At 34.5% G+C, this 24883-nt stretch carries 17 protein-coding genes; 3 read left to right on the forward strand and 14 right to left on the reverse strand.

Annotated features, from left to right (window positions below; genetic code table 11):
• Positions 1 to 228 precede the first annotated feature (228 nt).
• From F6K23_RS30575 to F6K23_RS30615, 9 genes are all read right to left on the reverse strand, one after another.
• Complete coding sequence (locus tag F6K23_RS30575; protein WP_293162962.1) at positions 229 to 405, reverse strand: hypothetical protein; 177 nt, start codon at positions 403 to 405, stop codon at positions 229 to 231.
• Positions 406 to 785: 380 nt separating this feature from the next.
• On the reverse strand, positions 786 to 2540 hold the full coding sequence (locus F6K23_RS30580; RefSeq protein ID WP_293162965.1) for a hypothetical protein: 1755 nt from the start codon (positions 2538 to 2540) through the stop codon (positions 786 to 788).
• Between the two features lie 704 nt (positions 2541 to 3244).
• A complete protein-coding gene (locus F6K23_RS30585) occupies positions 3245 to 4300 on the reverse strand; it encodes a cyclase family protein (RefSeq protein ID WP_293162969.1) in 1056 nt (351 codons plus the stop codon).
• A 390-nt stretch (positions 4301 to 4690) separates the two neighbouring features.
• Positions 4691 to 5437: a thioesterase II family protein gene (locus tag F6K23_RS30590; RefSeq protein ID WP_293162972.1), complete on the reverse strand. Its 747-nt coding sequence runs from the start codon at positions 5435 to 5437 to the stop codon at positions 4691 to 4693.
• A 570-nt stretch (positions 5438 to 6007) separates the two neighbouring features.
• Positions 6008 to 6883: a dTDP-4-dehydrorhamnose reductase gene (rfbD, locus tag F6K23_RS30595; RefSeq protein WP_293162974.1), complete on the reverse strand. Its 876-nt coding sequence runs from the start codon at positions 6881 to 6883 to the stop codon at positions 6008 to 6010.
• 272 nt (positions 6884 to 7155) lie between these two features.
• Positions 7156 to 7305: a hypothetical protein gene (locus F6K23_RS30600; protein ID WP_293162977.1), complete on the reverse strand. Its 150-nt coding sequence runs from the start codon at positions 7303 to 7305 to the stop codon at positions 7156 to 7158.
• Positions 7306 to 7743: 438 nt separating this feature from the next.
• A complete protein-coding gene (locus F6K23_RS30605; RefSeq protein WP_293162980.1) occupies positions 7744 to 8172 on the reverse strand; it encodes a hypothetical protein in 429 nt (142 codons plus the stop codon).
• Between the two features lie 1623 nt (positions 8173 to 9795).
• Entirely contained in the window at positions 9796 to 10341 is a 546-nt protein-coding gene (rfbC, locus tag F6K23_RS30610) for a dTDP-4-dehydrorhamnose 3,5-epimerase (RefSeq protein WP_293162983.1), read from the reverse strand.
• Positions 10342 to 10845: 504 nt separating this feature from the next.
• Positions 10846 to 11706: a bifunctional 2-polyprenyl-6-hydroxyphenol methylase/3-demethylubiquinol 3-O-methyltransferase UbiG gene (locus F6K23_RS30615; protein ID WP_293162986.1), complete on the reverse strand. Its 861-nt coding sequence runs from the start codon at positions 11704 to 11706 to the stop codon at positions 10846 to 10848.
• Between the two features lie 400 nt (positions 11707 to 12106).
• On the opposite strand from F6K23_RS30615, the gene tnpA reads away from it, so the two are divergent.
• Entirely contained in the window at positions 12107 to 12337 is a 231-nt protein-coding gene (gene tnpA, locus F6K23_RS30620; RefSeq protein ID WP_293163081.1) for an IS200/IS605 family transposase, read from the forward strand.
• Positions 12338 to 12906: 569 nt separating this feature from the next.
• Here the strand turns inward: tnpA and F6K23_RS30625 are convergent.
• From F6K23_RS30625 to F6K23_RS30635, 3 genes are all read right to left on the reverse strand, one after another.
• A complete protein-coding gene (locus tag F6K23_RS30625) occupies positions 12907 to 14865 on the reverse strand; it encodes a hypothetical protein (RefSeq protein WP_293162989.1) in 1959 nt (652 codons plus the stop codon).
• A gap of 2141 nt (positions 14866 to 17006) precedes the next feature.
• Positions 17007 to 17213: a DUF6887 family protein gene (locus F6K23_RS30630; protein WP_293163036.1), complete on the reverse strand. Its 207-nt coding sequence runs from the start codon at positions 17211 to 17213 to the stop codon at positions 17007 to 17009.
• Between the two features lie 263 nt (positions 17214 to 17476).
• Entirely contained in the window at positions 17477 to 19699 is a 2223-nt protein-coding gene (locus F6K23_RS30635; protein ID WP_293163039.1) for a biotin/lipoyl-binding protein, read from the reverse strand.
• A gap of 222 nt (positions 19700 to 19921) precedes the next feature.
• Here F6K23_RS30635 and F6K23_RS30640 point away from each other — a divergent pair, with 222 nt between their 5' ends.
• Together F6K23_RS30640 and F6K23_RS42280 are read left to right on the forward strand one after the other, a co-directional pair.
• Positions 19922 to 20152 carry a four helix bundle protein gene (locus F6K23_RS30640; protein ID WP_293163042.1) on the forward strand — a complete coding sequence of 77 codons (231 nt, stop codon included), beginning with the start codon at positions 19922 to 19924 and terminating at the stop codon, positions 20150 to 20152.
• Positions 20140 to 20304 (forward strand): four helix bundle protein, encoded by a 165-nt coding sequence (locus tag F6K23_RS42280; protein WP_367267867.1) that lies wholly within the window; start codon positions 20140 to 20142, stop codon positions 20302 to 20304. The genes F6K23_RS30640 and F6K23_RS42280 overlap by 13 nt, the downstream gene beginning before the upstream one ends.
• Positions 20305 to 20436: 132 nt before the next feature.
• Here F6K23_RS42280 and F6K23_RS30645 read toward each other — a convergent pair whose 3' ends face one another.
• The gene (locus F6K23_RS30645; RefSeq protein WP_293163045.1) at positions 20437 to 23439 is read right to left on the reverse strand and encodes a peptidase domain-containing ABC transporter; all 3003 of its coding nucleotides are present in this window, start codon (positions 23437 to 23439) and stop codon (positions 20437 to 20439) included.
• Between the two features lie 371 nt (positions 23440 to 23810).
• Positions 23811 to 24557: a peptidylprolyl isomerase gene (locus F6K23_RS30650; protein WP_293163047.1), complete on the reverse strand. Its 747-nt coding sequence runs from the start codon at positions 24555 to 24557 to the stop codon at positions 23811 to 23813.
• Between the last annotated feature and the right edge of the window lie 326 nt (positions 24558 to 24883).

Raw genomic sequence — 24883 nt, forward strand, 5'->3', positions numbered from 1 at the left:
TTTCCTGATAATTCTGCTAAATCAGCAGGAGGAAAATTTGAGATTCTAAAACCTTTGACAATTTTTTCTGGATTAAAAATAGCAAGACATTTAATTTCATTCCCAGAATCACAAAATTGAGGTATTTAAGATTCTCAGATCTGAATAATTCTGCTAAATCCCCAGGAGGAAAATCTGAGATTCCAAAACCTTTGACAATTTTTCCTTGATTGAGAATAGCAAGACATTTCATTGAATTTCCAGAATCACAAAATTGAGGTATTTAAGATTCTCAGCTCCTGATAATTCTGCTAAATCCCCAGGAGGAAAATCTGAGATTCCAAAACCTTTGACAATTTTTCCTTGATTGAGAATAGCAAGACATTTCATTAGGAGGAAAATTTGAGATTCTAAAACCTTTGACAATTTTTTCTTGATTAAAAATAGCAAGACATTTCATTTAATTTCCAGAATCACAAAATTGAGGTATTTAAGATTCTCAGCTCTGAATAATTCTGCTAAATTGGCAGGAGGAAAATTTGAGATTCCAAAACTTTTGACAATTTTTTCTTGATTAAAAATAGCAAGACATTTCATTTAATTTCCAGAATCACAAAATTGAGGTATTTAAGATTCTCAGCTCTGAATAATTCTGCTAAATTGGCAGGAGGAAAATTTGAGATTCCAAAACTTTTGACGATTTTTTCTTGATTGAGAATAGTAATACATTTAATCTGAACATTCTCTTTACTTTTGACTTCTAACTTTTGACTTTTAACTTCCGCGCAGCGGCACTAGAGTCAATTCTAGTTATCAAAACTATGTTGATTGGTTAAAGCTATCCAATCTTGACTATTTTTCAATTTTACATAAGCCGTTAAAACATCGTTGGTTGAGGCTTGAATATATCCTTTCCAGCCGGATAATTCATATTCAGCTCCTAATAATTCTGCCACATCAGCACGAGGAAAACCCGACATTCCAAAACCTTTGACCACATTTTCTTGATTCAGAATAGCAATACATTTAACTTCAAAATTCTCTTCACTTTTGACTTTTGAATTTTGACTTTTAACTTGAAAATAATTCTCTTCACTTTTGACTTTTGACTGTCTTGAGTGTGTCTTACATTCTGAGGAGACCTCAGAATTACACACTCGCTTTTGACTTTTAACTTCACTAACCCATCCATTTACTCTAGCTGTAGTAGAAGAAAATTCAGTCACAGTATCAAAATATCCCTGTAAATTTTCTGGTAGTTTTGCTGTTAATAAATCTGAGTTAATTTTTTCATCCAAATTTGCACAAAAATTATCCTTTTTTATATCTCGATTAAAAGGTACTAAACCATCAGCTTTTAAAGCATCTACTAAACCTAAAAAAGCAGCAGGTCGGTTGCCTACTTTTTCTTTAATTAAAACCGGGTCAGAAATACCAAGTTGTAAAGATAATCCTACTAAAGGTTGATAAGTTGCGCGATGAGCAATGTCTCTAAAAGTTTCCGTACCTACTCGATACATTAATATAGTTAAAATCGTCAAAACCGCCACTAATGGCATAACAAAATACCACTGTTTTTTGAGAGTAGGTTGCTGTTGTTGGAGCAATAAGAAAATTAGGATAATTAGACTTAACCAAAATAGAGAAGGTAGAGTAGCATAACGAGAAGCGATCGCTTGTTCGACTCCAAATCCAGAACGACTAACTGCTGCCATTAAAGCAGTACCTAAAGTATAAGTTATTATTGATAACCAGGGTAGCCAGTCTTGAGGATAAGATGAAAATAACCAATAAGTAAAAAATATTCCTGTCAAAATTAATCCGAACCAACCTATTGTTGAAGCTACGGGAATATTATGAGTAAAAATTGCTCCTAGATAAACAGGAATATAGGCAATTATATTAATTATATTTAGTTTAGACAAAGAGGGATGATGAGAGGGCGTTGCGTAAGTGAGGAAATAAATTCCTATTACTAAAATAGAAAAAATAATATAAGAGATAGTAAATCTTTTCGGAAGTTTAAATAAAATAGTAACGGCAGATAATATCGGCCAAATTCCCAAAGCTGTACTATAACTAATACATCCTAAAATTCCCAAGCTGATACTGGCAATTAACCATTTTTTTTGTGGAGATTCTACCAATTTATTTACGCAAAAAATTGAGGCAATAACAAACAAATTAGCAATTACCCAATGCACTCCACTATATCCGCGCATCCAATTATGAGCAGCAGCAGGAGTAAAGTTAAACACGGAGATAAATAGAATTAATAATAAAAGTATTGTCCGATATTTTTTCAGGGTATTAGGTACTAATGCTATTAATAAAATTCCCTGAATACAAGCTAGAAAAAATGTAGCTAAACACAGCCCAATATTGGAACCTTTAGTAATCAGAATATTTAGAGCATAAATTATGGCAGGAATTAACACAAAGTGTTCGTTTGCTCGAAACATCCAGTCAAAAATATTGGTGGAAAAGCCATCTATAGAATAGATATTTTGAATCATCCACCAATAATCGAAATTTAGTAGTTCCCCTGCTTTCGATATCATAAAAAGTACATAGAAAGCTGGGAGTAAAATTACAATGGTGGCGATAATTATAAAAGAAAGTTCTGGCTTTTTTTTGACTAACATAAATCGGAAGACAAGACACGAATTTTGGCACGGATGTACGGATTAATTTGAAATAGGTTAATCTTTGCTACCCTACTTAGGGTTTGCTGAAAAAGTCTTTTAGTAGGGGCAGGAGACAGGAGACAGGAGACAGGATAAATGGGAATTAAGAGGAGGTAGAAGTAAGAATTGTAAGAATGATTTTTCTGCCAAACTATGCGCCTAAAATACTAATTTTTTGAACATGAAGAGCTGATTCCCAGGCATTTTTTTTTACCTAAAACAACTAAAATATTTATCTATAAATGCTTTTAGATTAGATCGGTAAGCCCTACTTATATAGCCATTTCAGTTTAGATTTAGACGAGGGTTTCTTGCTATGAAATAGTTTCATTATGATTTGAAATGGCTATAATATCAAGCGTGAAAAAAGAATGCTACAAAAAGGTGTATCTTGAATCTGAGAACCCTAAAAAGAGCTACTCCAATTCATTTTATACAACTATCTCTATCATTTTTCCCTTTTTTTTCAATATTTACTCCTTTAGTAATAGACATCTCCAAGAATAAAAAATAAAACTCATTATCGCACTCTTGTTCATCAATTATTTCCCCCTATTCCCTACTCCCTACTCCCTAAACTAATAAATAGCAATAGGATTACCAGGCGAACCTGTTGCACCTTTCATTTTTAGAGGTGCAAAAACAAACATAAATTCGTAAACTTTATCCTCTATTAATTGACTAACATCCAAGTTCTCAAAAATAGTAATACCGTTTTTTGTCATCCATTCAATATGACAATCAGCAGGTCGATTTGGGTCTTCACCAGGAGCAGCTTCAGTTCCCCAAGTATCTGACCCTACCATCGCTATTTTTAAACTAGATAAATAACGACAGCTAGTAATACCTGGTCCAGGTCTTCCAGAATTAAATATTTGACGATTTTTAGCTTTTTGTTCGGGACTCAAACTATCCCAGTCTCTTCCCCAATACTTACCATGACCAGTATAGAAAATAACTACATCACCTTGTTTTATTCGAGCTATTTTTTGTTTTTTTATTGCTCCTTTAATATCATTAATTGTAATAATTCCTGGATCATTTTTACTCTTACCTTGAGGAACTGGTAAACGTTCAACTCCTCGATAACCAGCAATATCTAATAACACTCCTCGCGTCACATACCCTAACTCTCCAATCTTTTCTACTCCTAATTTATTTAACCCGTAGGATGTTCCAAAATCTTCTAAAAAATTACCATTATAAAAATAATTTCCTTGAGAAGTATTCACGCCAATATGACCTAAACCATCAAATTGAGTACCAACCTGACCTAACTCAGCCATTACATATTCATCATTAACAATAATGTCATTTTCTCCGGGAAATTTATAAGTTGGTAGACCGGGAATTATTAATTTCCAATTACGTTGGGCAAATACCGGAGCATCACTTTGATAAACCTTGCCAAGGGTAGCTACTTTACCTTTTTTGACTAATTTCAGAGATTCTAAAACTTTTTTATTACTAATCCAATTAACTGAACCTACTTCATCATTTTTTCCAAAAATTGAAGGACTCCATCTTTCTCTTAAAGGGAGTTCGTCAGCTATACTTGAGGATGAAAAACTACAGAGAGTTGATAAGATAAAAATAAGTATTATGGTAAATTTGAAGTAATTAGGAATTTTCATTGATAATATTTTAAAACTTGATTATTTTCTAAAGCAAAGAAATTCTCATATTTACAGCAGTTTTCGAGTCTTGGAGGTACAAAATTTTAGGATTTTTAGGAGTAGGGAATAGGCAATAGAGATTAGTATTAGACTCTACCTCACCATCCGCGCAGAGTGCTGTAATTTAAGAAATACTTATGCACCACATACTATTGAGCAAAGAAATAAGAAATAAGGTGTTAAAGTTCCCTATTTTAGGGATATAAAAAAAATAAAATTCTGCATTTCAAGCCTTCTATTTAAGCTGGAGTTACCAATAGCATAAATCCTCTGTAAGAGAATAACTGATAACGTACTTCGGACTTAGAAGGCTTTTCATATGCGTAGCAAACTATTCGCTAAAATAGCTCACATAAATTTTAAAATTGCCTCAATTAAAATCTCTGGTTTCTGTTGGAAAAACATATGACCGCCCGGAAATTCATGTAAAGTAAAATTACCGATAGTATGCTTTTCCCATTCAGACAACTGTTGTAAATTAACTGCTGTATCATTTATACCTCTGAAAGAAACAATAGGAAATTCAAAAGGTGCTTCAGGAGAATAAATATATTTTTCATTAAGAGTAAAGTCTGCTCGTAAAATAGGTAAAAATAATTCCATCAAATCTTGGTTTTCCAAGACTGCTTCAGGGGTACCACCGTATTCACGCAAAGTCGAAATTAAAGTTTGGTTAGATGCTTGATGAAGTTGGTTATCAATAGGAATGTGAGGAGCGCGACGACCGGAAATAAACATATATTTAGGAGTCGGTAATTTTTTTGCTCGTAATTTACGGGCAACTTCAAAACAAATTAACCCACCAAGACTATGACCGAAAAACACAAAGGGATATTCTGTTATCAAGGGTTGTAAAGCTTGGGTTAGGGAAGAAAGTAGGTCATCCCATTTAGTAATTAAAGTTTCTTTGATCCGAGTTTCTCTTCCTGGTAATTGTATGGCACAAACCTCAATATTAGATGGTAAATGTTTTCCCCAGAGACGAAATAAGGAAGCACCAGATGCAGAAGAGTGAAAACAAAATAGACGCAGGTTAGGATGAGAAGAAGGTTGAAAAATTTTTATCCAAGGAGAAGTTATTGTAGTTTGATTCATAAATAAATAGATATCTCTAGAAAAGAGGGACTAGGGGGAAATTATTGATAAATAATAGTGGGATAATTGATTTCATTTTTGATTATCACGCCTATGTCTAATAGATAATTATCTATCCTAAAAAAAACAGGGTTAACTATAACAATAGACAGATAAGTATTTGATTTATACCTAGCATAATATTTAAACAGAGAAATATTTTTCTTACTGTTTTCAGCTTCAGTATTTCCTGAGAAAAGAGCGAGTAACTTGTAGGGACGTTGCATGGAACATCCCTACAGAGTAGAGGGAAAGAATTGATTTATATAGTGCAATAATTTATTTTATTTTTGACGATCGCCAGATGTCTATATAGATAATTATCTATCCTTAAAAAAGAGGGTTAACTATAGCAATAGACAGATAGATATTTGACTTATACCGTTCGCGATCTTGAGACAGGGAAATTTTTTTCGTACTGTTTCCAGCTATAAAAGGATTTTTTTGATTTTTTATTCTCAATGTGTAGAAGCTTTAAATTTTAATTATTCAGTAAAATTCAGGTCAAAAAAAAAGCTGAATACTAATTACTCACATAGTAGCTAACTGTTTTAACATTTGCCTCAAACCATCTCGCCAATATGGAGAATGTTTTCCCAAAACTTGGGAAATTTTCCCACTATTCAAAACTGAAAAAGCAGGTCGTTTTGCTGGAGTTGGATATTCGGCAGTGGTAATGGGAACTACTCGTTTTACCTCCAAAGGAAAACCCAATTGTTTTGCTTCCTCAAAAATAGTCATGGCAAAATCGTACCAACTAATAGCTCCACTATTTGTATAGTGATAAGTTCCATAGGTTTCTGAATTAAGATGAGGAATAATTTGAGCGATCGCTTCTGCTAAGTCTCCGGTCCAAGTTGGACAACCAACCTGGTCGTAAACAACTCTCAATTCTTCCCTATCTTTACCTACCCGCAACATGGTTTTGACAAAGTTACCTTTACCATAAACCCCATAAACCCAAGCAGTTCTAATAATAATATGATTAGCGTCTGTTTCCCGAATTGCCTTTTCTCCCGCTAATTTAGATTTGCCGTAGATACCAAGGGGGTTGGTAGGGTCGGTTTCTGTGTAGGGTGTACTTTGACTCCCATCAAAAACATAGTCGGTGGAAATGTGGATTAAGGTTGCCCCCAATTTTTTGGCCTCAGTTGCCATAATTCCAGGGGCAATACTATTTACCGCATGGGCTAATTCTGGCTCATTTTCAGATTTGTCAACTGCCGTATAAGCAGCAGCATTGACAATAATTTCTGGTTTAACTTGGCTAATTAGTTGAGAGATGGCATTGGGGTCTGCGAGGTCTAAGTTTTCTCGCCCCACTGCGGTTACTTCCCCAATATTTGTGAGGAGGGGTTGTAGTTGGTGGCCAAGTTGTCCGTTAATGCCTGTTAATAAGATTTTCATTTGTAATTTTCCAATAATATTTAGATTTAATTTTTGTTTTTCTATTTGCCACTACTCCAACCTTCAATTGAAGCCATTAATATATTAACTGCTGGATGGTCTATTAATTCTTTGAATGTTTCTTTTCCTCCTGCTTTTAATGCTGTAATTATTCGAGATTTCAGAGAGGGATTTTTTTCTATTTCTTGAATTGCTTGGTTAGCAATTTCTAAGTTATTAGTGGGATTTGAGGAATAGTCTGTTTTTGATAGTTGTTGTAATAAATTTTGAATTTATTGTGCTGCCTCTTGTAAGGTTTGTCTTTGTTCGGGTGAATAATTATTCTGCTCAATATTCGCTGTATCTATTTTTCCTTCTCCTCCAACAATACTGGCGATTTTACTTCCTCCACCAATTTGAATATCGCGATTATTTTCGGTCATTTGAAAATTCTCCGTTTGACTATTAACAAAAATATTTGTTCCATTTATTTTATATTCTGTTGTTGTTCGTTGAACAATTTTTTCTGAGTTTGTATCTAAGTATTCTGTCAGGTCATTAAATCTGATTTTTATTGCTTCATATTTATTTTTATGCTTTGCCTGCTTAACTATCTGTTCTAAAGTCGAAAATATTTTTCTAAAATAACTAGCTGATACTTCTTGAATAGGGATAATCAGTTTTTCTCGACCAGATATTTCTGTTAAGGGTGGTAATAAGACTAAACAAGGTAATTGTTCGGGAAGGATATCTAGTTGTCTAGCTATATCTTCAACAATTAATAATGAATAATGAATAATGAATAATTACCTCTCCATGAATTGAAGAGGATTGACTAATAATGAAATTTTTTCTTTATTATCCCCTTAAAAGGGGAGGCTTTAAACCACAATTTTTCGGTAAGATTCATTTCTATTAAATGGTTTTGTTGTTAAGAACCATCTAGTTAAAGGAATTTTTTCATACAACTCTAAATGAAAAATAGACTTCCAATATTTTCTGAGCGAGTCTGGGTTAGGGTGAGGTTTTTCTAAGATGTATATTTCAATCCAGTCTCCAGTTAACTTATCAAATTCCTGAAAGTTATCTCTTGTATAATTGATTATCTCTCTATCTATATCTGTATATAGGACAATTCCCTTCAGTGGTTCTGATGAATCATTCTTTATATTTTGGTCAGTCGTTAAAATATCTCTATATATAAAATCCTTATCTAAAGAAGAATAAACAGAATTAGCACTAAGTAGAAAACATATCAAATAATCATCAAAATCAGCACTTTCATTGTTACTATGATGTTGATTGCTCATAAATAATTACCTCAAATTTTGACTCCGCTTTTAAGCTAAGTAGATAGACAAAATTTCACCCTCTCTGGAAAATTACTTCAGCTAGAAAGTTTGCCGAAATATTCTCAATTCTCTGTTCTGAGTTTTGAGAATTTTACAGCTTGAGAATTTGCCGATGTTCATTCTGTCTTGAAATAAGTAGATAGGCAAAATTAAACGACAAGCAAAATCATTTTAGCTAGAAAATTTACTGAAATATTCTGAATTCTCTCTTCTAAGTTTTGAGTCTTTTACAGTTTGAGAATTTGCCAATTTTCATTCTGTCTTGAAATAAGTAGATAGGCAGAATTTTACTATCTCCGGAAAATCACTTCAGCTAGAAAGTTTGCCGAAATATTCTCAATTCTCTGTTCTGAGTTTTGAGAATTTTCAGTTTGAGAATTTTCCGATTTTCATTCTGCCTTTGACTCAGCAGATAAGCAAAATTTCACCTTCTCTGGAAAATCACTTCAGCTAGAAAGTTTGCCGAAATATTCTCAATTCTCTGTTCTGAGTTTTGAGTATTTTACAGTTTGAGAATTTGCCGATTTTCATTCTGTCTTTAAGTAAGTAGATAGACAAAATTTCACTCTCTCTGGAAATTTACTTCAGCTAGAAAGTTTGCCGAAATATTCTCAACTCTCCATTCTGAACTTTTGAGTATTTTACAGCTTGAAAATTTGCCGATTTTGATTCTGTCTTTAAGTAAGTAGATAGACAAAATTTCACTCTCTCTGGAAATTTACTTCAGCTAGAAAGTTTGCCGAAATATTCTCAACTCTCCATTCTGAACTTTTGAGTATTTTACAGCTTGAAAATTTACCGATTTTGATTCTGTCTTTAAGTAAGCAGATAGGCAAAATTTTACCCTCTGTGAAAAATTACTTCAGCTAGAAAGTTTGCCGAAATCTATTTAATTCCCAATTCTGAGTTTTGAGTCTTTCACAGTTTGAGAATTTGCCGATTTTGATTCTGCTTTTAAGTAAGTAGATGGGGAAAATTTCATACTCTCTGGAAAATCACTTCAACTAGAAAGTTTGCCGAAATATTCTGAATTCTCTGTTCTTAATTTTGAATATTTTACAGCTTGAGAATTTGCCGATTTTGATTCTGTCTTTAAGTAAGTAGATAGGTAAAATTTCACTCTCTGTGAAAAATTACTTCAACTAGAAAATTGACATAAATTTTCTGAATTACCAGTTTGGAGTTTTGAGTATTTGACAGTTTGATAATTTGCCGATTTTGATTCTGTCTTTAAGTAAGTAGATAGACAAAATTTCACTCTCTGTGAAAAATTACTTCAACTAGAAAATTGACATAAATTTTCTGAATTACCAGTTTGGAGTTTTGAGTATTTGACAGTTTGATAATTTGCCGATTTTAATTCTGCCTTTAAGTAAGTAGATAGACAAAATTTCACCCTCTCTGAAAAATCACTTCAACTAGAAAGTTTGCCGAAATCTATTTAATTTCCAATTCTGAGTTTTGAGTCTTTTACAGCTTGAGAATTTACCAATGAAGAAAATATTTCATTTAGTATTCAAACCTCTGGGTGAGCGCCAGAGGTACTGATAACTGATAACTGATAACTGAAATAACTCCTCCTTAAAACAAATCAGCACCTTTCAAAGTTGTACCAGCTTCATCTTTTTTAGATAATTTCACGTCAATTCCATCTAAAGGCCAATTAATCCCAATTTCTGGATCGTTCCAAATAATTGAACGTTCGTATTCTGGCGCGTAATAGTCGGTAGTCTTATACAAAACATCCGCAGTTTCAGACACTACTAAAAAACCATGAGCAAAACCAGGAGGCACCCAAAGTTGTCGTTTATTTTCTGCACTTAAAAGATAACCTACCCACTTACCAAAATTAGGAGAATTTTTCCGAATATCTACAGCAACATCGAATATTTCTCCAACAACTGCTCGTAATAATTTACCTTGAGCTTGTTGAATTTGATAATGTAAACCTCGCAATACTCCTTTGCTAGAACGAGAGTGATTATCTTGCACAAATTCCAGATTTACTCCTGTTTTTTCTGAAAAATTGCGTTGATTAAAACTTTCCATAAAAAAGCCACGTTCGTCTCCAAAAACTTTTGGCTCTATCAGCAATACTTCTGGGATTTCTGTTTGAATTACATTCATTTATATAACCTCAATTTATTTAATAGGTAGTAGGTTTTAGGTCTTAGGTTTTAGGTCTGATTAGTTGTTAGGTTTTAGAGTTAATATATAGTAACCGTCAAAGCGATTAGTACATATCAAAAGCTTAAAACTCAGACAACACAAGATTCTCTTTCTCTCCTAGATAACTAAACGTCTTCTTCCTTTTTCCTTCTGCTATATTCACAATTAAAAATTCCATAGATATATAACTTTATCTTGTCTATTTTGTCAACCTTTTTTCCCTTACATCAACCAACCGTGAAAAAAGAATGCTTAACTTAGGCAATATTTCAATTATTAAGTAATTAACACAGACTTAATAACTTTATTTGATAATTAGCACCCCAGTTATTGTTAATTATTCTGATGTTTACTACTCCCCCACTCCCCCACTCCTTCCATATCCGTATATCCGTGCCATAATCCGTGTGAGCCACTCTCCCACTCCTTCCGTATCCGTATATAATCCGTGTGAGCCACTTCCTACTTTTTCTTTCCCCAAGCTTCTAATTCTCCTATCCACAGAGAAAAAACTAATTTATGGAGATTTAGTGATCGAGCAATTCTTAGTAAAAAGGAGAATAAAGTTGGCTGATAATACTTGAGTCGATCAAGTATATATTCCACACTCATAGAATTATTAGTTGGCTTTGATTCTACATCAGAAAATCCTGTTTTTTCCAAGGCAAATTTCATCGTATCAAGAGAGAAATAAGTCAGATGTTCTGTTGGTTTATAGTGATACCATAAAGCACCTAATAACTTTTCCCAAAATCCTCCCACATTTGGAGTAGTAATAAAAATCCATCCTCCCGGTTTCAAAAGTTGATAAGCTGCTGTTAGTTGAGTAATAGGATCTGTCGTATGTTCAATCATATCTTGCAACATAATCAAATCAAAATAATTAGGTTCAAAACTATGATTAAACAAATCTCCTTGACAGACAGATAAACCACGACTTTTAGCAAAATTCACTGCATATTCTGATACTTCTAAACCTTGAGGATTATCCCATTCTAAATCTTTTGCTTGCTCCAAACAATCACCTAAAGCACAACCTACATCTAATAATAAACCTTTACCATAAAGTTTTTTTTCAGCCTTCAATAAACGCTGTCGAAAAGTCTGGCTATTAATTTTCATGCCTTGAAAATAATTAGAATATCCTCCTTTAGGAAAATCGTTATTATAGTAATCTTCTTGATAGATAGCAGTAGGATTTGTTGGTGGATTATTATCCCATACCATACCACATTCAGAGCATTTTGCTAATAGATAGTCATCCCCTGCTTTGTAGTAGTTAAATTTATCTGTATGACATAAGGGGCAATGATTCTTTTGCATAATATTGCATAATATTTGATTAAAATTACTTCTGTTAAAATTACATCTAGATAAATATATTATCTGCGATTAAAATCCTAGACTCATAGCTGAAGCCCTTTTAAGGGACTAAAAATACTCAGTTTACCTCTATTAGGATATATTACCTGGGATTAAAATCCCAGGCTCATAGCTCAATTCCCTTAAAAGGGAATAAAAATACTGAGTCCGCTTTAGAGCACTTAAGCTATTAGCCCAGAAATTCATTTCTGGGTGGGATATCAATTTTTACCTAAGTTTGCATATTTAAAATATCAAAATTACCATGGCATTATGGCGACTTTTCTATCATTTTGTTTGGTCAAATAAAGAAAGAAAACCTCTAATTAAACTAAATATATAACCTCAACTTTATCATTATATTATTGGCAAAACTAATGCTCTTAATTGTATTATTCATGCTATTAATGGTACAGAAAATCATATTCATTTGGTAGTTTCAGTATCACCTACTTTAGCTATTTCTGATTTTGTGAAAAACATTAAAGGTAGTAGTTCTCATTATCTAAATAATCTTCTACCTCCGAAGGAAAATAAATTTGCTTGGCAAGCAGGATATGGTGTCTTTTCTTTGGGAAAAACACAACTATAACGAGCGATCGCTTATGTCGATAATCAAAAACAACATCATTCAAAAGGAACAATTAATAATTAATAATTAATAATTAATAATTAATAATTACCTCTTCTTTTCAAGGACAGGATTGACCCTTAAGAAAAATTTTTCTTGTTTCTCCTTTCAAGGAGAGGCTTTAAACCTTAATTATTCGGTAAATTTTTACCAAAAACAAATGATTGATAAAGACGATTTTCCTTGAAAATTCTCTAGAGATTAAAATCCCTAACTCACAGCTCAATCAATATGCCAGGGATTAAAATGCTCACATCTTAATTCCTCTCAAGATGACTCCGTATTTTCAGTTCCTTTTAAGGGACTTCAGCTATAGCAATCAGGAATCAGGTGTGAGAATTGAGATGTTCCTTTAAAGTTTAGAATATAGCAGTTATCTTACTCATATATATTCGTTTTTTTCTTCTTCTCTGTTGCCTTCCGGAGCTGTTGCCTGTTGCCTAAAAATATCCAATATCTCACGACTAAAATCATATTGCTATATTAGTCTTGAAATAAATTTAAAGGTAATTTTGGCATTTATTATTATCTTATAAACCATTTTCAACCCTGACTTTAACTTCATCATTCAATTTAATAAATTCCTGGTTATCATAATTATAAACCCAAGCATTAATTACGGTTTCTCCCACAGGTAAAGACTTAGCTGAAAATGTGACTTTCCATCGCGCTCTGTTATACTTTTTTGACTTCAGAACTTTAGCAATATCATTACTTTCTAAATTGACAATAGCATTAGCAAAGAAAGATTTATTTTGACCAGAAGAAAGTAAAACTAGATTCGGTTGTTTTTTTCTATCCTGTCTAATTGCCCATCCCCCCAAACTAAGAGTTTCATTCCTATTAATAATTAGAGGATTTTCAGTTGTTTGAGGATTATCTAAATAACCATAAGTTTGTTTTGTTTCTGTAATAAATTCCAAATTTTGTGGATATTTTCGCCATCCTAGTTTTGCCATAATTTCTGCACCTTTTCTGACTAACCACGTTTTGCCATTCATTAATACTAAACAACTATCTTGAGATTCTTCAATAAATTCTGAATCTTCCAAATAGTTAATTATTTCTAGGCACTCTTTCCGACTTTCCATGTAAGGAAAACTTGATTTTACACTCGCAACAACATACACCGAGTTAACCATGATAATTCCTGTCATTACTACAGCAAAAATTTTATATATTGATAAATACTTTTGCTGATTTTGCAGAAATAAACCAAAAAGATAAATTAAGGAAATAATTAATAAAATTGACGTAGTTGTATACCGCGAAGAAATCATTGCATTTTCCACACCATATTCTGCCCTCCCTACAGAAATAGATAGAGCAGAAATTAGAGAAAACGTTCCTATTGTTAACCAAGGAATAGCTGCCGGAGTCAAGGTAAATTCATCAAAATAATTGGGTCTAAAACCCCACCTTTTAAGGCTAAATATTTTTGGAGCGGAGCTTAAATCCCCGTTAAAAAAATTACTTCTGATTTTTGTGCGGACGAATCGCCATTCGCCCCTACTGACTTCGTTAAACCAAGGTTTCTTGAGAAAATAAAATGTGAAAAATATAAAACTAGATAATAATGTTAATCCTGTCAAAATTGCTGGAATGGAAATTCTCACTAAAGGCAAACCTAAAATAGCTAAAAAATAATTGATGATTAGGAATGGTTGTTCTGTAAATAAAAATGGTTTTGGCTCTCGAATGGGATTATAGTTAATTGAATATATCAAACATGAAAGTATAAACAGTAAAATCCAAATAGTTACTCTACTAATTTTTTGCTTGGGTTTACCTTCCAGCCCAAATATTGATGGTATAAGTACAAACCAAGAAAATAATCCTTGTATTAATGTAAAACTGCCAATAAAACAGGATATTGCCGCCAGAAATATTTTAGTTTTTGCTGAAAAATGATCGAATGCGTAAATAAAATAGATTGCTATGATTAAGCATAAATTTGTCAGAAACCAAAATAGGGTAAATCCCCATAACCAATTCTGATGTTGTACTAGGGAAAATAATAATAGACTGACTAATATATTTGCTATATGTAGGATATTTTTGTTTTTATTCTGGAATTGAATTTCGGCTATTTTGCAGATAGCAAAAAATGTGATGATGACAAAAATTACGCTACAAATTATTTCAGCTTGGGTATTCCATTTCGTGGCAAAAGCTAAGGCAGTAATAATTAATTTTGGTATTAATATTCTGTGATGTCCGTGTACTGTAAAAAAGTCAAAAAATGTGGCGTTTCCTTCAGCAACTCGCTCAAAAATAGGGGTTAATCTCCATTGGTCCCAGTAGGGAACGTTGACACTAAAATTAGCCAGAAACCAGAGGAGTAATAAGACTGGGAAAATATAGAGGGTTAGTAATAATATTTTGGTTTGGGAAAATATTTTTCGCATTATTGGGAAGTGGCGATCGGCAATATTATAGGTGTAGGTTGGGTTGAGGAACGTAGCTTGCTTCCCGTAAGGGTAACCCAACTACTGACACTTATACAATAAAACAAACCACATCTGTATCTCTTTTCTCTATTCGTTTAATGTTGGGTTTCACTACCGTTCAACCCAACCTACAATCTACTTTTAACATTATTAGAAAATTGGTAGATAGCTTTTTTTGGAAATATTACCTTAAAGCGAAGTTGAAAGTCCTGTCTCTTTAGAGCTATGTGGGAATAGAGATGAATAAAATTTTTATTTCTGATTTGCTAAAAGCTTGTCTCTGAATTTTCTCGGCAAAAGCTCCTATTGCTATATTCGCAACAAAAGGGAAGTGAGCAAAAATTCTTATTGCGTATGTGGCAATAGAGATGAATTAAGTTTTTATTTCTAATTTGCTAAAAGCTTACCTTTGGATTTTCTCGGCAAAAACTCCTATTGCTATATCCGCAACAAAAGAGAACTGAGCAAAAATTCCTATTGCGTATACAGCAATAGAGCTGAATCAAATTTTTATTTCTGATTTGCTAAAAACTTGCCTGTGAGTTTTGTAGGTAAAAGCTCCTATTGCTATATCCGCAATAATAAGGAAACTGAGTCGAAATTCCTATTGCATATGCAGCAATAGAAATGAATTAGATTTCTATTTTGAATTTACGAAAAACTTGCCTGTGAGTTTTGTAGGTAAAAGCTCCTATTGCGATATTCGCAACAAAAGAGAACTGAGCAAAAATTCCTATTGCGTATACAGCAATATAGATGAATCAAATTTTTATTTCTGATTTTTAAACCCTTGCCTCTGGATTTTGTCGGTCAAAACTCTGGAGGAATTTTCCAGAAAGTACAAGGGTTTTTGTAGTCGCTATAGCTCTAAAAAGAAGTCCCCTAGAAAGTGCCACTGGGGAAGTAGACTTCTAGGGGATACTCTTCTCAATTTTGGGGAGAAGAGGCGATCGCTAACTAAATATCCGTCGCCACCTTTTTTTTTGCCCCCGTGCCAGCGATCGGAAAACTTGGAACTGACAAGGGTAGTGAGTAAATTTTTAAGAGTAAATAGACTCAACAATTTTGAGTCGAAAGAATTTTGACAATCAAGTTTTATCAATATTAGTATTCTAACTTTAGCTAGGTCGATGTAAATCTTAGTTGTGATGCCCTCAACCCTTAACAATAACTATTTGTTCCCTTCCTTCTCATTGTCTTGTCAAAACGTGTCTGATTGGATGACTTCTTTGAGGTCCTGACCAAGCCCCCCCGGCAACTTGGTCAAGGAACTCCAGGTCTAGAGAGATTAGTGGCTCCTCTTCTTCCCTCTTTGGAGTGTTCGATGGATTTGAGGTGTGGACCTTTTGTTTTCCTTGTTTTTGAGACTTATGCATTACTGTGAATCTCTTATTATCTTGTTTTGCGAGCGGAAGTATAACATAGTCTAGTCTTATTTGTCAGAGATTAAACGAAGGGAAATTTCCCTGGATGAATTTTGGACTTCAAAGAGCAGATCAAGTAGGCGATCGCTGGGCATAGCAGAATCAATAAGGAAGAAGGAAAAATCTTGCTTTGTCTAAGTTTTAAGCTTTTTATCTGTCCTAGCCTTTGCTTCGACTGCCATAACATTTTCGTTTTATATATCACTCATGAGGGTCAATAAACCCAACCCAACATTGTTGAGTCGAAAGAATTTTGACAATCGAGTTTGATCAATGTTAGTATGTCAAATCGGCTCCTTGATTAATCCAAACAAAAAGCATTAAAGAACCAAATAGGAAGTATTCCATTTATAAGGTCTCTGATCTCCTCTAGTCACTCCATTTTGGTGCTTGGATACCCCCACTAACCCTACTTCTGATCTCCCCCCTACTACTTGGTCAAGGAACTCCAAGTCCAAAGGGATTAGGAGATCCTCTTCTCTCTTTGTGGTGTTCCATGGATTGGAGGTGTGGATTTTTTGTTTTCCTTGGTTTGTTAGTTTTAGTTTTTGATACTTATGCATTCTTAAATTGTCTTTTTGTCCTTTTTGTTTTGTTTGATAGAATAACATATCTTGATATTATAAAATTTTCTTTCCTTGACTAACATCTTTGACTATATCTCAATTGGAACTTTCAATCATGTTAACCTTGATTATTGTTGATTTTGACAATATTTATTGATTAGATCAAAGAAGCGATCGCTTCTCCTAAACCCTACTCTTTAATTTCCATCTGGTCACGAATAGCTGCTTGAATTTTCTCATCAAAATCAGGATCGTCTAAAGTAGTAATAACTTTTTGATATGGATGTCTACTTAATCTGTCTAAATATGCTTGAAGAGCAACTTTATCCTCACGATGTTTAATAAAATATTGTCTCAACTCTTTGTCAGTCATAGCTGAATAATTAATTTGAATCATCAAATTATCTCCCCATTCAATTTAATTTCAAATTGCTGAGGAGTCAGGAGTCAGGAGTTAGGAGAAAGAAAGAATTTGAACTATGTTCTGAATTCTAAATTCTAAATTCTAATAAAAGCCGATCAATATTCCTACCTCCTCTATAATTCCCATTTATCCTAACTCCTACCTTTACTAGCTGACTGCAAATTTAGCTAATTCAGAATTCTCAATTCTCAATTCTCAATTCTCAATCCCCAATTCTCAATTCTCAATTCTCAATTCTAATTCACATTAGTCAAACTCTTAAACTTGCCAGTAAATCTGTTAAAGAATAACTCTAAAACAGTCCGCTTACCAACATTAATATTTGAATTAATTGCCATACCATTCTGCAAACCAATTTCCAAATCATTCTCATTATCCAGAACAAAAGTTTGCCGTTCTAAATCAATTGTAGTTTCAAAAGAAAAATAAGGTCTTCCTGCTTGTTGGTCTGGTGGAATAGCATCATCACTAATAGAAATAACTTCCCCAGTTACAGTACCAAATTCATTAGCTGGTAAAGCTTCAACTTGTACTTCTACAGGTACACATTCCACATCACTTAAACCTAATTTTTCTCGGTTTTCTTTCAATTCCGGACAAGCACATTTTTTACCTGGTTCGCATTCAATAACTTCTCCACCAGCTAACTCTTGCTCGTGAAAAGGTTCTAATTTTTTCCGCTTATCATTTAAAGCTTTTAATACCAAAGCAATATCTTTATTCTGAATATAAACTACCGCTTCTAAACCTTCATCATCATCCAATACTGTCAATAATGGTTCAGTTTGTTGTGCTTCATAAGACGCATCTTCACATCTTTCAGGTCTGATATCATTAGGTTTCAAAACATCATTAATTACATACTGACAAATAGGGTCAGTTTTTATATCTAGAGAAGACTCTTCTTTACTAACAGGTTTTAAATCAAAAATCACTCCAGAAACTGGTGCTTTTAAAACTTGATTATCGCGAGTTTCCTCTAACTTTTCAATCTGAGCATTAACTTCAGTTAGTCTCTTTTTGTTATCAAGTTGTAGACGAGTAAATTGAGAATCTATTCTGGCAATTTCCCTTCCTTCATTTTCAGCAATTCTAGCATAAAGTTCCCGGGCCCAAGCATCTCTAGTATTTTTTAACTGTTCTTTAGTTCTATTAATAGATACATTTAAACGCTGTTGCTCTAACCTAGCGCGTTGTATTTCTGCTTGACGAGCTTTGACTTCTCCTTCTCTAGCATTAATATCTGATAGGCGAGAATTGATTTCTCCTTCACGAGTATTTATTTCTCCTTCTAATGTATTAATATCAGACCTACGAGAATTTACTTCTCCTTCTCTAGCATTAATATCTGCTAACCGAGAATTTACCTCTCCTAATCTAGCATTTATTTCTCCTTTTCTAGTATTAATTTCTCCTGCCCTTGATTGTATCTGGTCTCGTTGTCTTAAGATTTCACTTTCCCCACGAAATACTTCTTGTTCCTGACGTTTTTTTTGCAATTCAGCAATTGCTCCTTCTTCTACCAAAGGAGATATTTGATCGAGAATTCCTTCATTAGAATCCAACACTTTTTCTGACTTATCTAACTGTCCTTTAGCTAACTCTAATTGTTCTTCAGAATACTTTAATTGCTCTTCAGAATTCTTTAATTGTACCTGAGTATTATTCAGTTGTTCCCTAGCGAATTTTAGTTGCTCTTCTGCATTTCTTAATTGTTCATTAGCATAAGTTAGCTGTTGCTTACTATTATTTAATTGTTGTTTGGCAAACTGTAATTGTTGTTTGGCATATTGCAATTGGTCTTGAGCTACTCTTAATTGTTCTCTAGCTGCTTCTTCCTCTTCTTCTGCTTGTTGAAGTTGTTTTTCTAGCTCTGTAATTTGTAATTCTACAGAAGCTACACGAGAATTATATTCAGCTTTATAGTTTACATATAATCCTTGCAAACTAGGGTCAACATTAACAAAACCACCTCTATTTAGGTAAAGCTCATCAATTAGAGCACGATATGTTTGATTTTCCGATATTCTAGTTTGTCGCTCTTGAGCTAATTTTTGTAAATCTGGAGGTAAAGCTGTCGGAACTTTACCATTTAGTACTTCTTTATAAAACTGATTTTCTCTTTTTAGAGTGTCTCTTAATTCTTTAGCAGAACCTAAATCTGCACTAGGAGCAGTGGGACTAAAAGTTAGTAATGGTTGATTTTTTTCTACGCGATCGCCATTTTCTACATGAAGTCTAACTACATTTCCACTGGTAGGAGCTTGTACGTCTATGGAACCATCTTTTAATTCTAATTGTCCTGTAGCTGGTACTGCTTGGTCTATCTCTGCAAAGTAAGCCCAAATTATTGCTGAACTGGTAATTATCATAATCATCCACAGAAATAGCCTAGATAATATGGCTGGTTTTTCTAGAATGACTGGTTGTTCGTTTAATGATGTAGATTGAGTATCCATTTTGTTCTTAATTTTTGTCTATAGTATTTTGTTTGAATTTTCATTTCACAGGAGTCAGGAGACAGGAGTCAGGAGACAGAAGTTTTTTTGAGGAGTCAGGAGACAGGAGACAGGAAACAGGAGTCAGTGGTAGGGGCAAACGAAACGGCCGTTTGCCCGTACAGGAGTTAGAATTATGCTTTTTGGTTGGAACGTAGTTTGAATATAGAATCAGGAGTCAGAATGAAAAGAGAACCTGCTAAAAACTTTCGAGATTTAATAGTTTGGCAAAAAGCACATCAACTTGTTTTAGAAGTCTATGGTTTTAGCAGCAATTTACCCAAAACAGAAACCTATGGATTAACAAGTCAGTTAAGGAGAGCATCTGTATCAGTACCAGCTAATATCGAAGAAGGAGTCAGGAGTCAGGAGTTGGTTTTTTGGAAGAAGGAGTTAGAATTATGCTTTTTTTGAATATTGCACAAGGTTCATTAGAAGAAAGTCGGTATTACCTAATTTTGGCAAATGACCTTGGATATGGAGATACTTCAAAACTTCTACTGGATCTAGAAGAAGTAAGTAAACTATTAGATTCGTATATAAATGCAATTGAAAAACATAGATAATCTCCTAATTCCTATTCTCTCCTCTCTCCTCCCTACTACCTCCTACCTCCTAAAAAAACTCCTGTCTCCTGTCTCCTGTCTCCTGACTCCTTCTTCCATCTCCTGTCTCCTGTCTCCTGTCTCCTTCCCCAATTATTGTTGAGCTTCTTGTTGTTGATAGAGACAGAAATAACGACCTTTAACCGCCATTAATTCACCATGAGTTCCCTGTTCCACCACCGAACCTTTATCCATCATAATAATAGTATTAGCATTTTTCACTGTAGTTAAACGGTGAGTAATAAAGAACACCGTTGTATCAGCAAAAGCCTCCGCTAAATTCTCACAAACTTGACGTTCCGAACTGTAATCTAATGCGCTAGTTGCCTCATCTAAAATCAACAATCTTGGATTTTGTAAAACCGTCCGAGCAATAGCAATTCTTTGCCTTTGTCCCCCTGATAAAGAAGCACCTCTTTCACCCACTATCGTGTTATAACCACTAGGCAAATTCATAATAAAATCATGGGCAACTGCTATTTTAGCCGCCCTGACAATTTCATCAGTAGTTGCATCTGGATTTGTCAAAGCAATATTATCTTGAACCGTACCATTAAATAGGAGAGTATCTTGTAAAACCACTCCAATTTGACGACGTAAAGAATATAATTCTACTTTTTGAATATCATATCCATCAATAAAAATTCGACCAGAAAGAGGAGGATATAAACGCTGTAATAACTTCATCAACGTACTCTTTCCAGAACCACTCAAACCAACAATTCCCACAAAATAACCAGCCGGAAATTCCAAATTTACATTAGCCAATTGTAAAGGTCCGCTTTGAGTAAATCGGAAAGAAATCTCCTCAAATTTAACACCCCCATTCATCGGCGGCATATCAATATTATTCCGGTCTTCCTCATCCACTTCTGCCTCCGTATCCAAAACATCTCGAAGTCGTTCAATAGACATTCCCACCTCTTGGAAACTCTGCCAAACACTCACAAAACGCAGCAACGAACCTGTCACATTACCAGCAATAATTCGGAAAGCAATTAATCCCCCCACCGATAACTGACCATCAATTACTAAATAAGCACCAACCCATAAAAGTGCCAGTCCGGAAAGTTTATTTAAAAAAGTACTAATAGAACTAGAAGTAGTCTGAGTCAAAACAGTATTAAAACTAGCAGTCATAAACTTCGCATAACGCGCCGACCATTCCCAACGAGACCGAAGTTCCAAATTCTGAGCTTTAACAGTTTGAACACCATTTAAAACCTCCACTAAATAAGATTGAGAATCAGCATAACGTTCCGCCTTTTTCCTTAGAAGTCTTCTTACAATTGGCGAATTAATAATAATAATCCCAGTAAAGAAAGGCACCCCTGCCAAAGCTACTGCCGTCATTAACGGGTTAAGAGCCAACATCACAGCAATATAAATTACCGAGAATACCGAATCCAAAACCACAGTTAAAGCTGTACCTGTCAGGAAATTCCTAATATTAGCCAATTCTCCAATCCTACCCGTCAAATCACCCACCCGACGATTATCAAAATAATTGAGTGGGAGACGGAGTAAATGGTCAATCACCTCAGAGCTAAGTTTGACATCTATACGGTTAGTAGTATCCACAAACAAGAAAGTTCGTAAACCCCCCAACAAAGCCTCAAATAGAGCAACCAATAACATCAACAGACCCAGAACATCCATAGCCTCAATGCTACGTTGCCCCATCACTTTATCGATAATAATCATGGTCATCAGGGGGTTGACCAAACCAAATACCTGTACAAAAAATGAAGAAATCAACACCTCAATAAAGACAGTGCGATGCTCCATCAAGGAAGGAATAAACCACCAAAAACTAAACTGTTCCTTCTGTTCTGATTTTGGTGCCTGGAGTAATAAAACTTGTCCAGACTCTCCCCAAATTTCCGCAAACTGGCCTGGTTTGAGGCGAGTTAACCCGAATTCTGGACTGCCAAGAACTATCTCTTGTTCTGTAATGCTGTAAAGTACGGCAAAATGGTCTTGCCATTGAATTAAAGCTGGAGCCTTCAGACGACCAACCGCTGCTGCCGGAACCTGTACCAGTTGACCAGTTAATCCCATCATCTGGGCGATCGCTCCACAAGCTTGGAGAGACACCCTACCAGCAGTCCGAATCTGATTGTCCAATACCCGACGAATCACGTCTCGGCGAAACTTCAGCTTCAGATGTTTAGCCAGCATCTGAAAACAAGCCAAAGCAGCAGGTACTTCTCCCTTACCCCGGAAAATTGGATATTTTATAGATTGAGTATCTTGAGCAACTGTTGGCTCTGGTGGACGTGCTGGCGCTTGGGGGACCATAGATACATCTAAAGGCACAAGCTCAGTTTTTTGTGCCCCATTTTCGACGGTGGTATCTTCAAGTTCACCTCGCTCTTGTTGTTCTGGGAATCCTAAAATTCTTGCTCCTCTGGGTCCCTCAATTTTTAAAGACCTACCCACTCCATCTAAAACCACTGGACTACCCGGAGCAAAATCTCCTACTACCCCACTACTAACTAGCCAGATTTTTTCCGACTCTAAGATAGATGCTAATTCCTTAGTTTTTGTATCTCCTTTTGGTAGGTTTACTACCACAGTTTTTTCGACAACATTTTTAGCCAGTTCTTTCAAATTCGCACTAACTTCAGCTCTTCTAGCAAATTCTTGAGTGAGTAGTTCAAATACTTCACTCACTGCCGGACATTCTAAAAAGGCTGCCCCAAATTCTGGCTCTGCTTCTAATATTGCCAAGAAGTCTGCGGCTGGTAAAGTCACGGCAATTAAATCTGTGGAAGCAAGTGCTGTTTCACAAGGCGTCCCTCGTAACAACCCAGCCCAACCAAGGACTTCTCCAGGCCCTGCCAACTGTAAACTGACATGACGTTGCGATCGCTGGTCGTAACCTAATATTCGTGCCTGACCTTGATAGATTATTGCTATCTGGGTGGGCATTTTTTCTCTTTCAAATAGTGGTTGGCCACTACGGTAACCGAGCAATTGACACTTTCCCACTAATTGAGTTTTCAGTGCATTTTCTGAAAGTCGATTAAATGGTGGTTTTTCTGCCAGAAATTCTTGTACTTGGGTTCTTGATATTGTTGAGGAAGTAGCCATGTAGAATTTAGAATTTAGAATTCAGAATTTAGAATTAGTTTTGGTTTATTTGGTAGTATGGCGTGCTTTATTTTGATAATAAGCTTGTAGTTACCGAAAAATTGTGGCTTAAAGCCTCCTCTTTTCAGGGGATAAAAAGAACAATTTTATTTTGAGTCAATCCTATCCGTTTTCCATCAGAGGTAATTGTTAATTGTTAATTATTTAAACCTACTACCTAACACTTTTATTGTATGTTATTTGCCGAATAATTAAGGTTTAAAGCTTCTCTTTTCTAAGTAGAAATAAGAAAAAATCATCCTTTTAGTCAATCCTCTTCTTTTCAAGGAGAAGTAGTTATTAATTATTAATTATTAATTATTAATTATTTTTCATACTTTTACATCTGAACGTAGTGGCTTAAGAGTGCCAATTTTTCCTATTTGTTCTCTGAGCCAATTTTCAAATAGTTCATCTATTAAAGCGCGTCGCATTGAGTCATCAAGCTGTGCCGGGATAAATTTTTCTAATCTAATAATTACTGTCCATTCTGTTAATGGACGTGGAGCCCAGATTTGACCTGGCTGACTTACTGATAAAATTTTGCCTATAGCAGGGTGTGGTTGACTTAGAGGTACTGGCCCCAATAATCCTCCCGAGCGCCCTTCTGGACCTTCAGAGTGTTGACGAGCTGCATCTGCAAAGGTTTGTTCTTCTTCTACTATGCGAAAATACAGTTCGTGAGCTAGACCAGGATTTTTTGTCCTAATCAGGGAATATACTACCTGGTCTAAACTGCTCTTACGAGTCATAAAATATCTTTCTACTTGATTACTCCAAGTTTCTTGTTTAAATTTTTCTAGTAATATTGGCCTGATTGCCATTTCTACCAATTGTTCTTGGGTCATGTCTTGCTTTTTGAGCCATGCTTGTTTGGTTTCGGGGGAATTTAACTGATATTGGCTCTCAAATTTTTCTACCGCTGTAGTTTGTTCTGCTTCTGTGCAAGTCAAGTTAGCGATCGCTTGGTCGATTATCACCCCTCTTAAAAAATGAGGCATTAATTGATAACGTTGTAATAACGATGGGATATCTTGAGCTTGCAATAATTTATCGCCGATTTGAAACAGTCCTGTCATTTTTTATATCTCCAACTGACTTGCACTATCTCTTTTAATTTAGTCTTCTGTTAAAAGTAGTGGTAACTTAATGTGCCACATCATTATTATTTCTTTATATTGATTTGTCTTTAATCTTAAAAATATAAAGAAAGAAATAGGTTATTTTGACTTTTGACGCATTGCTATTTGGACCTGTTCCCCTGTTAGTGGTATCTATACTGGAGTCATGGCACTACGAATATGGGTCAAAATATATACTTATTAGTCCATAGTTTCACTAACTGTTTTTAACTTGGGTACTATCCGGATGAATATGCTAGTCAAAATATTTATATTAGAGTTTA

Origin of the sequence: Okeania sp. SIO2C9 (assembly GCF_010672455.1) — a bacterium.
Classification (GTDB): Bacteria; Cyanobacteriota; Cyanobacteriia; order Cyanobacteriales; family Microcoleaceae; genus Okeania.

What these genes read in the sequence shown, in the direction of transcription:
- F6K23_RS30580 (WP_293162965.1), bottom strand. Translation starts at nt 2,540, where the DNA reads ATGATATCGAAAGCAGGGGAACTACTAAATTTCGATTATTGGTGGATG.
- F6K23_RS30585 (WP_293162969.1), bottom strand. Translation starts at nt 4,300, where the DNA reads ATGAAAATTCCTAATTACTTCAAATTTACCATAATACTTATTTTTATC.
- F6K23_RS30590 (WP_293162972.1), bottom strand. Translation starts at nt 5,437, where the DNA reads ATGAATCAAACTACAATAACTTCTCCTTGGATAAAAATTTTTCAACCT.
- rfbD (WP_293162974.1), bottom strand. Translation starts at nt 6,883, where the DNA reads ATGAAAATCTTATTAACAGGCATTAACGGACAACTTGGCCACCAACTA.
- F6K23_RS30600 (WP_293162977.1), bottom strand. Translation starts at nt 7,305, where the DNA reads ATGACCGAAAATAATCGCGATATTCAAATTGGTGGAGGAAGTAAAATC.
- F6K23_RS30605 (WP_293162980.1), bottom strand. Translation starts at nt 8,172, where the DNA reads ATGAGCAATCAACATCATAGTAACAATGAAAGTGCTGATTTTGATGAT.
- rfbC (WP_293162983.1), bottom strand. Translation starts at nt 10,341, where the DNA reads ATGAATGTAATTCAAACAGAAATCCCAGAAGTATTGCTGATAGAGCCA.
- F6K23_RS30615 (WP_293162986.1), bottom strand. Translation starts at nt 11,706, where the DNA reads ATGCAAAAGAATCATTGCCCCTTATGTCATACAGATAAATTTAACTAC.
- F6K23_RS30630 (WP_293163036.1), bottom strand. Translation starts at nt 17,213, where the DNA reads ATGATTCAAATTAATTATTCAGCTATGACTGACAAAGAGTTGAGACAA.
- F6K23_RS30635 (WP_293163039.1), bottom strand. Translation starts at nt 19,699, where the DNA reads ATGGATACTCAATCTACATCATTAAACGAACAACCAGTCATTCTAGAA.
- F6K23_RS30640 (WP_293163042.1), top strand. Translation starts at nt 19,922, where the DNA reads ATGAAAAGAGAACCTGCTAAAAACTTTCGAGATTTAATAGTTTGGCAA.
- F6K23_RS42280 (WP_367267867.1), top strand. Translation starts at nt 20,140, where the DNA reads ATGCTTTTTTTGAATATTGCACAAGGTTCATTAGAAGAAAGTCGGTAT.
- F6K23_RS30645 (WP_293163045.1), bottom strand. Translation starts at nt 23,439, where the DNA reads ATGGCTACTTCCTCAACAATATCAAGAACCCAAGTACAAGAATTTCTG.
- F6K23_RS30650 (WP_293163047.1), bottom strand. Translation starts at nt 24,557, where the DNA reads ATGACAGGACTGTTTCAAATCGGCGATAAATTATTGCAAGCTCAAGAT.